Genomic DNA, 14,243 nt, shown 5'->3' on the forward strand with positions numbered 1-14,243 from the left:
CCCGGCCATGAAGAAGACGACCATCGCATCGCTGCTGTGGCTGGCCGCGGCGGTACCCGCATCGGCCGCCACCTGGGTCTACGTGTCGAACGCCGACAGCCAGGAAATCTCGGTGCTCGAGCTCGACAGGAGCCAGGGAGCGCTCAAGCCGGTGCAGACGCTGAACGTGGGCGGCACGGTGATGCCGATGGTGGTGAGCCGCGACAAGCGCGTGCTGTACGCCGCGCTGCGCTCGCAGCCGTTTCGCGTGACCGCGCTGTCGATCGACGGCGCCAGCGGCAGGCTGCGGAAGCTGGGCGAGGCGCCACTGGCCGACAGCATGGCCAACATCGACCTCGACGCGAGCGGCAAGTGGCTGTTCGCGGCCTCCTACCAGGGCGGCAAGATCACGGTCAACGCCGTGGGCAAGGACGGCGCGGTGGGGCCGATCAACCAGCTGATCCAGACGGCGCCCAACGCGCACGCCATCCACGCCGACGCGAGCAACCGCTTCGTGCTCGCCACCAGCCTGGGCGGCGACAACGTGTCGAGCTGGCGCTTCGACGCGGAGAAAGGCCTGCTCTCGCCCAACGATCCGCCGCTGACCACCACCGCCGCGAAGTCGGGCCCGCGCCACTTCGTGTGGGACAAGGCGCAGCGTCACGTCTACCTGCTGGACGAGCTCGACGCCGCGCTGCACGTGTTCGCCTGGGACGCCGCGCGCGGCACGCTCAGGCTCGAACAGAGCACCACCACCCTGCCCGCCGGTTTCACCGGCAAGCCCTGGGCCGCCGACCTGCACCTGACGCCGGACGGGCGCTTCCTCTACGCGTCGGAGCGCACCTCGAGCACGCTCTCGACATTCAAGGTCGACGCCGCTACGGGGCAGCTGCAGCCGCTGGGCCAGACGCCGACCGAGAAGGGGCCGCGCGGCTTCGCCATCGATTCCACCGGCCGCTACCTGATCGCGGCGGGACAGGAATCGAACGGCATCTCCCTCTACGCCATCGACGCCGACACCGGCGCGCTGGGCACGCCCCAGCACCTGGAGGTGGGCAAGAACCCGAACTGGATCGAGATCGTCGACCTGCCCTGAAGGGCAGCCGGCGCCAACTGACAACCCAAGGAGACTTCGCATGCAACGCCGCACACTCATCCGCACCGCCCTCGCCTCTTCGGTCGCCGCCGCGCTTCCGGCGGCATTCGCCCAGGGCAGCAGCAACTGGCCCACGGGCAAGCCGATCACCTACCTCGTGCCCTTTCCGGCGGGCGGCACCACCGACGTGCTGGGCCGGCTGATAGGACAGAAGCTGGGCCCCGCGCTGGGCACCACGGTGATCATCGACAACAAGGGCGGCGCCGGCGGCAGCGTGGGCTCCGAGATCGGCTCGCGCGCCGCGCCCGACGGCTTCACGCTGGTGGGCGGCACGATCAGCTCGCACGCGATCAACGTGAGCCTGTACCCCAAGCTCGGCTACGACCCGCAGAAGTCGTTCGCGCCGGTGACGCTGATCGGCACCAACCCGGTGGTGCTGGTGGTGAACCAGGCGAGCCCCTACAAGACGCTGAAGGACGTGATCGCCGCGAGCAAGGGCAAGGCGGGCGGGCTCTCGTCGGCATCGGCCGGCACGGGCACCTCGCAGCACCTGGCGCTGGAACTGCTGGCCTACAAGTCGGGCGTGAAGTTCACGCACATCCCGTACAAGGGCAGCGGCCCGGCGATCCAGGACGTGATCGGCGGGCAGGTCGACATGATGTTCGACACCACGGTGGTGGCCGGCCCGCACATCCAGAGCGGCAAGCTGCGCGCGATCGCGGTCACCTCGTCGAAGCGGCTGGCCTCGATGCCCGACGTGCCGACGGTGGCCGAGTCGGGCGTGCCGGGCCTGCAGGACTTCGAGGTGGTGTCGTGGCAGGCGATCTTCGTGCCCGCGCACACGCCCGCGCCGGTGGTCGACCGGCTGCACACCGAGATCCGCAAGATCCTCGCGACGCCGGAGATGCAGGACAAGCTCAAGGGCTTCGGCATGGAGCCGGCCGACCTGAGCACGGTGCAGATCGCGGCCTTCCAAAAGGCCGAGGTGGAGAAGTGGGCGCAGGTGATCAAGGCGGCGGGGATCAAGCCCGACTGATCCGGCGCGATCGGCGGGGTTGGCCGGAAGAACCAAGGGAAGCTTCCTACGTCCCGGGCGAAAAGCCCTTTATAGAATGCCCCTCCGATCCGCTTTCCAGATCATTCCCACGTGTCCGACCGCTCCGCCGTACTGCCCCAATACCTGTTTCCCAAGCAGGCCCTGACCAATTTCGCCGGCTGGGTCGCGGGCAAGGAACGGGGCGCCGTGACGACGTGGATCATCCGGCGCTTCGTGGCCAAGTACGGCGTGGACATGGGCGAGGCGCTCGAGTCGGACATCAGCCACTACAAGAGCTTCAACCAGTTCTTCACGCGCGAGCTCAAGCCCGGCGCCCGGCCCATCGCCCAGGCCGACCTGATCTGCCCCGTGGACGGCGCGATCAGCCAGTTCGGAGCGATCGAAGGCGACCAGATATTCCAGGCCAAGGGCCACAACTACACGACCACCGCACTGGTGGGCGGCGACGCCACCCTGGCCGCGAAGTTCGCGCACGGCAGCTTCGCCACGCTCTACCTGAGCCCGAGGGACTACCACCGCATCCACATGCCCTGCGACGGGCGGCTGGTGCGCATGATCCACGTGCCGGGCGACCTGTTCTCGGTGAACCCGACGACGGCGCGCGGCGTGCCCGGCCTCTTCGCGCGCAACGAGCGCGTGGTGTGCGTCTTCGAATCGGCGCGCGGGCCCTTCGTGCTGGTGCTGGTGGGTGCCACCATCGTCGGCAGCATGGCCACCGTGTGGCATGGCGTGGTCAATCCGCCGCGCGTGGGGGAGCTGCGCGAGTGGCACTACACCGACCAGCAGATCGACATCCGCAAGGGCGACGAGATGGGCCGGTTCTTGCTGGGCTCCACCGTCGTCATGCTCTTCCCGGCGCCCGCGCTGGCTTTCAACCCGCAGTGGTCGCCCGGCCGCGCGATCCGGTTGGGCGAAGCCATGGCCGAATACACCAATTTGTGAGGCTTTGTCTCACAAGCCGCATCCAGCTTGCCTTGACAGCTACAAAACTAGTAGCATCCTCATCGATTGCGCTATAGTCGCCGCCCAACGAGACGGTTCATAACCAACCACAAGAACGCGAGGCATCGCCCTGCCCCCGCAGGTCGACGGCCCGCCCAGCTTCGAGGAGATGATGTCGATGAGTACCAAGGAAAACGCAGCCATCAGCCAGCTGCTCGCCCTGCTCGAAGCCCGTTATGCGCTGCGCGTGCTCTGGGCCCTGCGCGACGGCCATGCGCAGACCTTCCGCCTGCTGCAGGACAGCGTCGGCGGCATCACTCCCAACACGCTCAACACCCGCATCAAGGAACTGCGCGAGGCCGGCCTCGTGGGCCATGGCAGCGACGGCTACAGCCTCACGCTCAGCGGGCAGGACCTGCTCAAGCGCCTGTCCGACCTGCAGGCCTTCGCCGGCAAATGGCAGCTCGGCCAGCAGAAGAAGGCTGCGGCAACTGCGCCTGCTGCGCCGGCCGCAACCGCCTCCGCCGCTCCCGCCATGGCTCCCGCTGCGCCCCCGGCAGCGCCCTCCCCCGAACCTCCTCCGGCGCCTGCGCCTACACCCGCGCCGTCCGGCGACGACAGCAGCCACGGCTGACGGACGGCGGGGCTGCCCGCCGGGCCTCGGTAAACTCCGCGCCTTCGATCCACGGATCTCACATCGACGCAAGGAGCGTTTCCCATGCCCACCACTCCCTCCGGCCTGCAATACGAAGACACCGAAGTCGGCACCGGCGCCGAAGCCAAGGCCGGCCAGCACGTGCACGTGCACTACACCGGCTGGCTCTACAACGACGGCGTGCAAGGCGCCAAGTTCGACTCCAGCCGCGACCGCAACGACCCCTTCGCGTTCTCGCTGGGCGCGGGCCAGGTCATCAAGGGCTGGGACGAAGGCGTGGCCGGCATGAAGATCGGCGGCAAGCGCACGCTGATCATTCCCGCATCGCTGGGCTATGGCGCGCGCGGCGCGGGCGGCGTGATCCCCCCGAACGCCACCCTGAAGTTCGACGTCGAACTGCTCGACGCCCACTGAGCATCCCAGCTGACGGCTCCAAGGCCCGGTTTCGGGCCTTTTTCGTGTCTCGGAGGTCGTTTCGACCCCATTTTTTCGCTTGAAATGCCTTCGGCCAGCCCCATGTGGCTGGCTATCGTTTGTTTTCCGGCACGTGCCGGTTCTTTGAAAAATGTCTGACCCGCAACAATCCGCACAGAATTCTCAAATGCTGCAAGGCGAGCCCAGCCCCGAAGAACTGGAGGCAGCGCAAGCCGCCAACGAAGCCGAGGCGCTCGATGCCCTGGCCGTCGCCCAGGGCGAGCTCGCCGCGCTGCAGACCAAGAATGCCGAGCTTGCCGATCAGTACCTGCGCGCCCAGGCGGACGTGCAGAACGCCCGCCGCCGCGCGGACGAGGAAGTCAGCAAGGCCCGCAAGTTCGCCGTCGAGGCTTTCGCCGAAAGCCTGCTGCCGGTGACCGACAGCCTGGAAGCCGGCCTGGCCGTCAAGGACGCCACGCCCGAGCAGATTCGCGAAGGCGCCGAAGCCACGCTGCGCCAGCTCAAGAGCGCGCTCGAACGCAACAAGGTGATCGAAGTGGCCCCCGCGCCCGGCACGAAGTTCGACCCGCACCAGCACCAGGCCATCTCGATGGTCCCCGCCGACCAGGAACCCAACACCGTGGTCACCGTGCTGCAGAAGGGCTACACCATCAACGACCGCGTGCTGCGCCCGGCGCTGGTCACGGTCAGCGCCCCGAAGTGACCCGCCGTTCGGCGACGCACAAGATTCCCACAGGAAATCCCCGCTTCATGCCTTGAATCGCGACGGGTTATCCACAAGTTCATAACAACATATTTTTCAGGCTTTCAGGAGTAAGAACATGGCAAAGATCATCGGCATCGACCTCGGCACCACCAACTCGTGCGTGTCGATCATGGAAGGCAACACCACGCGTGTGATCGAGAACTCGGAAGGTGCACGCACCACGCCGTCGATCGTCGCGTACCAGGAAGACGGTGAAGTGCTGGTCGGTGCCTCGGCCAAGCGCCAGGCCGTGACCAACCCCAAGAACACGCTGTACGCGATCAAGCGCCTGATCGGGCGCAAGTTCGAGGAAAAGGAAGTCCAGAAGGACATCGACCTGATGCCCTACACCATCGCCAAGGCCGACAACGGCGACGCATGGGTGGAAGTGCGCGGCAAGAAGATCGCCCCGCAGCAGGTCAGCGCCGACATCCTGCGCAAGATGAAGAAGACCGCCGAAGACTACCTCGGCGAGACCGTCAGCGAAGCCGTGATCACGGTGCCCGCCTACTTCAACGACGCCCAGCGCCAGGCCACCAAGGACGCCGGCCGCATCGCGGGCCTCGACGTCAAGCGCATCATCAACGAACCCACCGCCGCTGCCCTGGCCTTCGGCCTGGACAAGCAGGACAAGGCCGACCGCAAGATCGCCGTGTACGACCTCGGCGGCGGTACCTTCGACGTGTCGATCATCGAGATCGCGGACGTCGACGGCGAGAAGCAGTTCGAAGTGCTTTCGACCAACGGCGACACCTTCCTGGGCGGCGAAGACTTCGACCAGCGCATCATCGACTACATCATCGGCGAGTTCAAAAAGGAACAGGGCGTCGACCTGAGCAAGGACGTGCTGGCACTGCAGCGCCTGAAGGAAGCCGCTGAAAAGGCCAAGATCGAGCTGTCGAACAGCGCGCAGACCGACATCAACCTGCCGTACATCACGGCCGATGCATCGGGTCCGAAGCACCTGAACATCAAGCTGACCCGCGCCAAGCTGGAGAGCCTGGTCGACGAGCTGATCGAGCGCACCATCGCTCCCTGCCGCCTGGCCATCAAGGACGCCGGCATCAGCGTGGGCGACATCAACGACGTGATCCTGGTCGGCGGCATGACCCGCATGCCCAAGGTGCAGGAGAAGGTGAAGGCCTTCTTCGGCAAGGAACCGCGCAAGGACGTGAACCCCGACGAGGCCGTGGCCGTCGGCGCCGCCATCCAGGGCCAGGTGCTCTCGGGCGACCGCAAGGACGTGCTGCTGCTGGACGTGACCCCGCTGTCGCTGGGCATCGAGACCATGGGCGGCGTCATGACCAAGATGATCGCCAAGAACACCACGATCCCGACGAAGTTCGCGCAGACCTTCTCGACCGCAGAGGACAACCAGCCGGCGGTGACCATCAAGGTGTTCCAGGGTGAACGCGACATCGCCGCAGGCAACAAGCTGCTGGGCGAATTCAATCTGGAAGGCATTCCGCCGGCATCGCGCGGCACGCCGCAGATCGAGGTGAGCTTCGACATCGACGCCAACGGCATCCTGCACGTCGGCGCCAAGGACAAGGGCACCGGCAAGGAAAACAAGATCACCATCAAGGCGAGCTCGGGCCTGTCGGAAGACGAGATCCAGAAGATGGTGAAGGATGCCGAGCTGAACGCCGCCGACGACAAGAAGAAGCTCGAGATCGTTCAGGCGCGCAACCAGGGCGAAGCGATGGTGCACAGCGTGAAGAAGTCGCTGGGCGAACACGGCGCCAGCCTCGAAGCCGCCGAGAAGGAAGCGATCGAGACCGCGATCAAGAACCTGGAAGAAGCCCTCAAGGGCGAGGACAAGGCCGCGATCGAGGAAAAGACGAACGCGCTGATGACCGCAAGCCAGAAGCTCGGCGAGAAGATGTATGCCGAATCGCAGGCCGCGGCCGGCGCGTCGGCAGCAGCCGGCGCGGCTGGCGCGGAAGCTGCATCGCACGCACAGGCTGACGACAACGTGGTCGACGCCGAAGTGAAGGAAGTCAAGAAGGGCTGATCTCCAGCCCGCCGACCAAGGCTGGAACACCTGAAAGGGTGCTCCAGCCTTTCTCGCTTCAAGTCACCCGAGTTCCCGCTGCTTCCCTGATCTCCCGATCGACCTGCCATGGCCACCAAACGCGACTACTACGAAACCCTCGGCGTCCCCAAGAACGCCAGCGAAGAAGAAATCAAGAAGGCTTATCGCAAGCTCGCGATGAAGCACCACCCGGACCGCAATCACGGCGACACCGCGAAGGAGGCCGAGGCCAAGTTCAAGGAGGTCAAGGAAGCCTACGAAATGCTGTCCGACGGCCAGAAGCGCGCGGCCTACGACCAGTACGGCCATGCCGGCGTCGACCCGAACATGCGCGGCCCGGGCGCGGAAGGCTTCGGGGGCTTCGCTGAAGCCTTCGGCGACATCTTCGGCGACGTGTTCGGCGGCGGGCGCCGTGGCGGCGGCCGGCAGGTCTTCCGCGGCAGCGACCTGAGCTACGCGATGGAGATCACGCTCGAGGAAGCAGCCGAGGGCAAGACCACCGAGATCCGCATTCCCACCTGGGACGAATGCGAGACCTGCCACGGCTCGGGCGCGAAACCCGGCACCAAGCCCATCACCTGCACCACCTGCCACGGCGCGGGCGCGGTGCAGATGCGCCAGGGCTTCTTCAGCGTGCAGCAGACCTGCCCCACCTGCCACGGCAGCGGCAAGATCATTCCCGAGCCCTGCACCGCGTGCCATGGCCAGGGCAAGATCAAGCGCAACAAGACGCTCGAAGTGAAGATCCGCGCCGGCATCGACGACGGCCAGCGCATGCGCGTGACCGGCAGCGGCGAGCCCGGCGTCAACGGCGGCCCTCCGGGCGACCTGTACATCGAGATCCGCCTGAAGAAGCACGACATCTTCGAGCGCGACGGCGACAACCTGCACTGCGTGGTGCCGGTGAGCGTGACCACGGCCGCGCTCGGCGGCGAGATCAACGTGCCCACACTGAAGGGCGCGGCGGCCATCGACATTCCCGAAGGCACGCAGAGCGGCAAGCAGTTCCGCCTGCGCGGCAAGGGCATCAAGGGCGTGAACTCAAGCTACCCGGGCGACCTGTACTGCCACGTGCGTGTGGAGACGCCGGTGAAGCTCACCGAGTACCAGCGCAAGCTGCTGAAGGACCTCGACGATTCGCTCAAGAAGGGTGGAGAGAAGCACAGCCCCACCGACAAGGGCTGGTTCGACAAGGCGAAGGAATTCTTCAGCTGATCGTCCTGCACCCGCCGGACCTGCCGCTGCGCAGGAGACCGGCGTTGTGCTCACGGCCGGCCGCAATGGCCGGTTCGAGATGTGGAGTCCCGTTGCGAGGCGGGGCCCCATCACTTCATGGCTTCAATGCGAACCGGGGTGCCTCGCCGCCTCGCTGCAGATGGGGTGGCTGGAAAGCAGCCTCCCCCATCGGCCACTTCATCCCCGAAGCAAATCCGGCCTCATTGACCGGCGCACCAGCCTCTAGGGCTCTAGCGCACCGAGGCGGTGCATCCGCACCAGGAGGATCAGGCCGACCCTGTCCCGGGCGCGATACCGACACCGACTCACGCGAGTCACCTATCCGAAGGTGGCTCAGGGTTTGCTTTTATATTTTTTTGGGTTGAGCAATAAACCGAACGGCAGATCGCGCGTTATTGCGACAGGAACGCCTGTTTTTTGAGCCTCGAAGCTCAATAGGCGATTTTTTCCCGGAGAAAAGGCAAAAACGGACGATGGCCATTCGGCATAGGTGTTTTCACCCGGAGAGAATCAAGAAAGCGAGCCTTTAAATTTACCTGAAATCTGGAAATTTGTTCCTTGCTTTTTGTGGAACTTTACTTGGCGTCGTGGTTCTGAATTAACAAATGATTTGCCGGGTTCAATCTTTGCTTTATGCTGATTGTTAGCAGATTGTTGTAAGGGAGTTTTCCACGGCATGCAGCCATGGGCAGGCACACCTTTAAATGTTGCGCAAGGCCTTTGCTGCACGCCATCGGGCCAAAAGCCCACCGACCTGAAGGAGGCGTGACCATGGATGTGATCAGCAACTTTGCCGCCCGCTACGAGCGCACCCGCGAGGAAGTCATCTCGCTGCAGGATTACCTGGACACCTGCAAGCGTGATCCCATGGCGTACGCCACTGCCTCCGAGCGCATGCTCAAGGCCATCGGCGAGCCCCAGCTGGTCGACACCCGCAACGACCCCCGCCTTTCGCGCATCTTCGCGAACAAGGTCATCAAGATCTATCCGGCATTCAAGGAGTTCTATGGCATGGAAGACGCCATAGAACAAGTGGTGTCCTATTTCCGCCACGCCGCGCAGGGGCTGGAAGAAAAGAAGCAAATCCTTTACCTGCTGGGCCCGGTGGGCGGCGGCAAGAGCTCCATCGCGGAGCGCCTGAAGCAGCTCATGGAGCACGTGCCCTTCTATGCCATCCAGGGCTCGCCGGTGAACGAATCGCCGCTGGGCCTCTTCAGCGCGGTCGAGGACGGCGAGATCCTTGAAAAGGAATACGGCATCCCGAGCCGCTACCTGAATCGAATTCTCTCTCCCTGGGCCGTCAAGCGGCTCGAGGAGTACGGCGGCGACATCCGCCAGTTCAAGGTGGTCAAGCGCTTTCCCTCGGTGCTGCGGCAGATCGCGGTCGCCAAGACCGAGCCCGGTGACGAGAACAACCAGGACATCTCCTCGCTGGTCGGCAAGGTCGACATCCGCAAGCTCGAGACCTTCGCCCAGGACGACCCCGACGCCTACTCCTACTCCGGTGGCCTGTGCCTGGCCAACCAGGGCCTGCTGGAGTTCGTGGAAATGTTCAAGGCGCCCATCAAGGTGCTGCACCCGCTGTTGACGGCCACCCAGGAAGGCAACTTCAAGGGCACCGAAGGCTTCGGCGCCATACCCTTCGACGGCATCGTGCTCGCACACAGCAACGAGAGCGAGTGGAAGGCTTTCCGGAACAACAAGAACAACGAGGCTTTCCTCGACCGGATCTACATCGTCAAGGTGCCCTACTGCCTGAGGGCCTCGGAAGAGATCAAGATCTACGAGAAACTGGTGCGCAACTCCTCGCTCGCCAACGCTCCCTGCGCCCCCGGAACGCTGCGCATGATGGCCCAGCTCTCGGTGCTCACCCGCCTGAAGGAGCCGGAGAACTCCAGCACCTTCAGCAAGATGCAGGTGTACGACGGCGAGAACCTCAAGGACACCGACCCCAAGGCCAAGTCGATCCAGGAGTACCGCGACTACGCGGGCGTCGACGAAGGCATGAGCGGCGTCTCCACGCGCTTCGCCTTCAAGATCATCTCCAAGGTCTTCAACTTCGACAGCTCCGAGGTGGCCGCCAACCCGGTGCACCTGATGTACGTGCTCGAGCAGCAGATCGAGCGCGAGCAGTTCCCGCCGGAAGTCGAGCAGAAGTACATCAGCTACATCAAGGAGCTTCTGGCGCCGCGCTATGCGGAGTTCATCGGCAAGGAGATCCAGACCGCCTACCTCGAGAGCTACAGCGAGTACGGCCAGAACATCTTCGACCGCTACGTCACCTACGCCGACTACTGGATCCAGGACCAGGAGTTCCGCGACGTGGACACCGGCGAAGTCTTCGACCGCGCCTCGCTCAACGCCGAACTCGAGAAGATCGAGCGGCCCGCGGGCATCGGCAACCCGAAGGACTTCCGCAACGAGATCGTCAACTTCGTCCTGCGCGCGCGGGCCGGCAACGCGGGGCGCAACCCGGCGTGGACCAGCTACGAGAAGCTGCGCTCGGTGATCGAGAAAAAGATGTTCTCCAACACCGAAGAGCTGCTGCCGGTGATCAGCTTCAACACCAAGAGCAGCGCCGACGAGCAGAAGAAGCACGAGGACTTCGTGACCCGCATGGTCGAGAAGGGCTATACGGCCAAGCAGGTGCGCCTGCTGTGCGAGTGGTATCTGCGGGTGCGTAAAAGCTCATAGAAAAACGGCCCTTCCGATCGTTCTCTCTTTGCAAGGAGCGTTGACAACATCGTGGCCATCCTGCAGCAGATCATCGACCGCCGCCTGTCGGGCAAGAACAAGTCCATTGGCAACCGCGAGCGCTTCCTCAGGCGCTACAAGGGGCAGATCCAGGAAGCGGTGAGGCGCGCCGTCAGCGGCCGCAACATCCGCGAACTGGAGCAGGGCGAAGATGTGACGCTGCCGCGCCACGACGTGTCGGAGCCCGTGTTCGGCCACGCCCGCGGCGGCGACCGCGAGTACGTGCACCCCGGCAATCAGGAGTACCTGAAGGGCGACCGCATCAAGCGGCCTGAAGGCGGCGGCGGAGGCGGCTCCGGCAGCGGAGAGGCCAGCGACAGCGGCGAAGGCGAGGACGACTTCGTCTTCCGCCTCACGCGCGAGGAGTTCATGCGCGTCTTCTTCGACGACCTCGCGCTGCCACACCTCATCCGCACGCAGATCGCCGACGTGCCCGAGTGGAAGAGCCACCGCGCCGGCTTCACCAGCGACGGCTCGCCCAACAACCTGCACGTGGTGCGCTCGATGCGCGGCGCCCTCGCCCGCCGCATCGCGCTGGGCGGCGAGCCGCGCAAGGAGCTCAAGCGGCTGGAGGCGCACCTCGAAAGCCTGCGCAAGCATCCGCAGGTCGAGCAGCCCTTCATCCAGAAGGAAATCCGCGAGACGGAAGAGCGCATCGCCGAAGTGCGCCGCACCATGCGGCACGTGCCCTACATCGACCCCATCGACCTGCGCTACCGCAACCGCGTGAAGACACCGGTGCCCAGCGCCAAGGCCGTGATGTTCTGCCTGATGGACGTGTCGGGCTCGATGGACGAGGCGCGCAAGGACATGGCCAAGCGCTTCTTCATGCTGCTGTACATGTTCCTCACGCGGCACTACGAGAAGATCGACCTGGTCTTCCTGCGCCACCACACGCAGGCGCAGGAAGTGAGCGAGGAAGAGTTCTTCCACGCCACCGAGACCGGCGGCACGGTGGTGTCCAGCGCGCTGGTGCTGATGGACGAGATCATCAAGGCGCGCTACCCCAGCGGCGAATGGAACGTGTACGGCGCGCAGGCCAGCGACGGCGACAACTGGCACCAGGACAGCGGCCGCTGCCGCGAGCTGCTGGTCGAGAACATCCTGCCGGTCGTGCGCTACTACGCCTACGTGCAGGTGGCCGAGACCGAGCAGAACCTGTGGCAGGAATACCAGCAGCTCGAAGGCGTGGAGCCCAACTTCGCGATGCGCAAGGTGTCCGACGCTCAAGATATCTACCCGGTCTTCCGCGACCTGTTCAAGAAGGAAGGGGTCACGTCATGAACACCGCCATCACCGCCCCTCCTCCGGCCACCAGCCTCCCTCGACTGGACCGCCTGCCCAGCCCTTCGGACTGGACCTTCGAACTCATCGAGACCTACCACTCGGAGATCGCCAAGACGGCCCGGGGCTACGGCCTGGACGTGTACGCGAACCAGCTCGAAGTCATCACGGCCGAGCAGATGATGGACGCCTACGCGAGCGTGGGCATGCCCATGATCTACCGGCACTGGTCGTACGGAAAGCAGTTCATCTCGACCGAGAAGAACTACAAGCGCGGCCATATGGGGCTGGCCTACGAGATCGTCATCAACTCCGACCCCTGCATCGCCTACCTGATGGAGGAGAACACCATGGCCATGCAGGCCCTGGTGATCGCGCATGCGGCCTACGGGCACAACAGCTTCTTCAAGGGCAACTACCTGTTCCGGATGTGGACCGACGCCTCGTCCATCATCGACTACCTGGTGTACGCGCGGCACTACATCGCCGAGTGCGAGGAGCGCCAGGGCCTGGACGCGGTGGAAGAGCTGCTCGACTCCTGCCATGCGTTGATGAACTACGGCGTCGACCGCTATCGCCGCCCGCAGAAGCGCTCGCTGGCGCAGGAAGCCGCCCAGCGCGCCGAGCGCGAGCGCCACATGCAGCAGCAGGTGAACGACCTCTGGCGCACGCTGCCGCGCAAGAGCGAGCAGGCGGCCGAGGCCGACGCTGCCAAGCGCTTTCCGTTGGAGCCGCAGGAGAACCTGCTCTACTTCATCGAGAAGAACGCCGCGCTGCTGGAGCCGTGGCAGCGCGAGGTGGTGCGCATCGTGCGCAAGATCGCGCAGTACTTCTACCCGCAGCGCCAGACCCAGGTCATGAACGAAGGCTGGGCCACCTTCTGGCACTACACGCTGCTCAACACCATGTACGACCGCGGCCAGCTCGCCGACGGCTTCATGATGGAATGGCTCAGCTCCCACACGGGCGTGATCTTCCAGCCGCCGGTGGGCCACCGCGCCTACAGCGGCATCAACCCGTACGCGCTGGGCTTCGCGATGTACACCGACCTGCGGCGCATCTGCGAGAAGCCCACCGAGGAAGACCGCCGCTGGTTCCCCGACTTCGCGGGCACCGACTGGCTGCGCACGCTCGACTACGCGATGCGCAACTTCAAGGACGAGAGCTTCATCGGCCAGTTCCTGAGTCCGAAGACGATGCGCGACTTCCGCTTCTTCGCGATCCGCGACTTCCAGAGCGAATCGGAACTGGAGGTGTCGGCCATCCACGACGACAGCGGCTACCACGCGCTGCGCGAATCGCTCTCACGCCAGTACGACATGGGAAGCCGCGAGCCCGACATCCAGGTGTGGAACGTGGCCATGCGCGGCGACCGCTCGCTGACGCTGCGCCACACGCAGCGCAACAACCTGCCGCTGCACGACACGGCCGAAGAGGTGCTCAAGCACGTCGCCCGGCTCTGGGGCTTCGACGTGCACCTGGAGAGCATCGACAGCCAGGGCCGCATCAGCCGCAGCTGGAAGGCCTCGGCGCCCAAACAACTCTACTGAGCGCGCCGCGGGCCCGGGTCAGGCCGCCAGCGCCGTGATGGCGAGGATGTAGCCCTTCACGCCCAGCCCCACGATGATGCCCTTCGCCGCCGGCGAGATGTACGAGTGGTGGCGGAACTCCTCGCGCGCATGCACGTTCGAGATGTGCAGTTCGATCAGCGGCACGCTCGCGCCCTTGATGGCGTCGTGCAGCGCGATCGAGGTGTGGGTGTAGGCGCCGGGGTTCATCACCACGCCGATCATGTTGCCCGCCGCCACTTCGCGGCCGGCCTCCTGGATCCAGTCGATCAGCACGCCTTCATGGTTCGACTGGCGGCATTCGATCTCGACGCCGAACTTCGCGCCCGTTTCCTTGCACAGGCGCTCGACGTCGGCCAGCGTGTCGCGTCCGTACTGTTCGGGCTCGCGCGTGCCGAGCAGGTTGAGGTTGGGGCCGTTGAGGACGAGGATCTTCTTCATGATGGTTGTCTGGCGG

Annotated in this window: 12 protein-coding genes; 11 read left to right on the forward strand and 1 reads right to left on the reverse strand. The window is 65.0% G+C overall.

What is annotated here, in order from left to right; genetic code table 11:
* Positions 1–7: 7 nt before the first annotated feature.
* The 11 genes from ABL838_RS20715 to ABL838_RS20765 all read left to right on the forward strand — a co-directional run bounded on the left by ABL838_RS20715 (position 8) and on the right by ABL838_RS20765 (position 13,768).
* On the forward strand, positions 8–1,075 hold the full coding sequence (locus ABL838_RS20715) for a lactonase family protein (RefSeq protein ID WP_184641399.1): 1,068 nt from the start codon (positions 8–10) through the stop codon (positions 1,073–1,075).
* A 40-nt stretch (positions 1,076–1,115) separates the two neighbouring features.
* Complete coding sequence (locus ABL838_RS20720) at positions 1,116–2,111, forward strand: Bug family tripartite tricarboxylate transporter substrate binding protein (RefSeq protein ID WP_126024879.1); 996 nt, start codon at positions 1,116–1,118, stop codon at positions 2,109–2,111.
* A 111-nt stretch (positions 2,112–2,222) separates the two neighbouring features.
* Positions 2,223–3,074: an archaetidylserine decarboxylase gene (asd, locus tag ABL838_RS20725; protein WP_184641400.1), complete on the forward strand. Its 852-nt coding sequence runs from the start codon at positions 2,223–2,225 to the stop codon at positions 3,072–3,074.
* Positions 3,075–3,252: 178 nt separating this feature from the next.
* Entirely contained in the window at positions 3,253–3,708 is a 456-nt protein-coding gene (locus ABL838_RS20730; RefSeq protein ID WP_369661536.1) for a winged helix-turn-helix transcriptional regulator, read from the forward strand.
* Positions 3,709–3,792: 84 nt separating this feature from the next.
* Positions 3,793–4,143 carry an FKBP-type peptidyl-prolyl cis-trans isomerase gene (locus ABL838_RS20735; RefSeq protein WP_013540334.1) on the forward strand — a complete coding sequence of 117 codons (351 nt, stop codon included), beginning with the start codon at positions 3,793–3,795 and terminating at the stop codon, positions 4,141–4,143.
* A gap of 151 nt (positions 4,144–4,294) precedes the next feature.
* Entirely contained in the window at positions 4,295–4,867 is a 573-nt protein-coding gene (gene grpE, locus ABL838_RS20740) for a nucleotide exchange factor GrpE (RefSeq protein WP_126024876.1), read from the forward strand.
* A gap of 118 nt (positions 4,868–4,985) precedes the next feature.
* A complete protein-coding gene (dnaK, locus tag ABL838_RS20745; protein ID WP_184641402.1) occupies positions 4,986–6,923 on the forward strand; it encodes a molecular chaperone DnaK in 1,938 nt (645 codons plus the stop codon).
* Positions 6,924–7,031: 108 nt separating this feature from the next.
* Positions 7,032–8,159, forward strand: a complete 1,128-nt coding sequence (dnaJ, locus tag ABL838_RS20750; RefSeq protein ID WP_126024874.1) for a molecular chaperone DnaJ — start codon at positions 7,032–7,034, stop codon at positions 8,157–8,159.
* Positions 8,160–8,951: 792 nt separating this feature from the next.
* On the forward strand, positions 8,952–10,874 hold the full coding sequence (locus ABL838_RS20755) for a PrkA family serine protein kinase (RefSeq protein WP_126024873.1): 1,923 nt from the start codon (positions 8,952–8,954) through the stop codon (positions 10,872–10,874).
* 51 nt (positions 10,875–10,925) lie between these two features.
* Positions 10,926–12,218, forward strand: coding sequence for a YeaH/YhbH family protein (locus ABL838_RS20760; RefSeq protein ID WP_126024872.1), 1,293 nt, complete (start codon positions 10,926–10,928; stop codon positions 12,216–12,218).
* Positions 12,215–13,768 (forward strand): SpoVR family protein, encoded by a 1,554-nt coding sequence (locus ABL838_RS20765; RefSeq protein ID WP_184641404.1) that lies wholly within the window; start codon positions 12,215–12,217, stop codon positions 13,766–13,768. The genes ABL838_RS20760 and ABL838_RS20765 overlap by 4 nt, the downstream gene beginning before the upstream one ends.
* 18 nt (positions 13,769–13,786) lie before the next feature.
* On the opposite strand, the gene aroQ is transcribed toward ABL838_RS20765, so the two are convergent.
* Positions 13,787–14,227: a type II 3-dehydroquinate dehydratase gene (gene aroQ, locus ABL838_RS20770; RefSeq protein ID WP_126024870.1), complete on the reverse strand. Its 441-nt coding sequence runs from the start codon at positions 14,225–14,227 to the stop codon at positions 13,787–13,789.
* Between the last annotated feature and the right edge of the window lie 16 nt (positions 14,228–14,243).

This window comes from Variovorax sp. 160MFSha2.1 (assembly GCF_048305075.1).
GTDB classification, from domain to species: Bacteria; Pseudomonadota; Gammaproteobacteria; order Burkholderiales; family Burkholderiaceae_C; genus Variovorax; species Variovorax guangxiensis.

Coding starts and splice junctions, on each gene's coding strand:
- ABL838_RS20715 (WP_184641399.1), top strand. CDS start 8: ATGAAGAAGACGACCATCGCATCGCTGCTGTGGCTGGCCGCGGCGGTA.
- aroQ (WP_126024870.1), bottom strand. CDS start 14,227: ATGAAGAAGATCCTCGTCCTCAACGGCCCCAACCTCAACCTGCTCGGC.
- ABL838_RS20735 (WP_013540334.1), top strand. CDS start 3,793: ATGCCCACCACTCCCTCCGGCCTGCAATACGAAGACACCGAAGTCGGC.
- ABL838_RS20765 (WP_184641404.1), top strand. CDS start 12,215: ATGAACACCGCCATCACCGCCCCTCCTCCGGCCACCAGCCTCCCTCGA.
- ABL838_RS20720 (WP_126024879.1), top strand. CDS start 1,116: ATGCAACGCCGCACACTCATCCGCACCGCCCTCGCCTCTTCGGTCGCC.
- ABL838_RS20755 (WP_126024873.1), top strand. CDS start 8,952: ATGGATGTGATCAGCAACTTTGCCGCCCGCTACGAGCGCACCCGCGAG.
- dnaJ (WP_126024874.1), top strand. CDS start 7,032: ATGGCCACCAAACGCGACTACTACGAAACCCTCGGCGTCCCCAAGAAC.
- ABL838_RS20730 (WP_369661536.1), top strand. CDS start 3,253: ATGAGTACCAAGGAAAACGCAGCCATCAGCCAGCTGCTCGCCCTGCTC.
- dnaK (WP_184641402.1), top strand. CDS start 4,986: ATGGCAAAGATCATCGGCATCGACCTCGGCACCACCAACTCGTGCGTG.
- grpE (WP_126024876.1), top strand. CDS start 4,295: ATGTCTGACCCGCAACAATCCGCACAGAATTCTCAAATGCTGCAAGGC.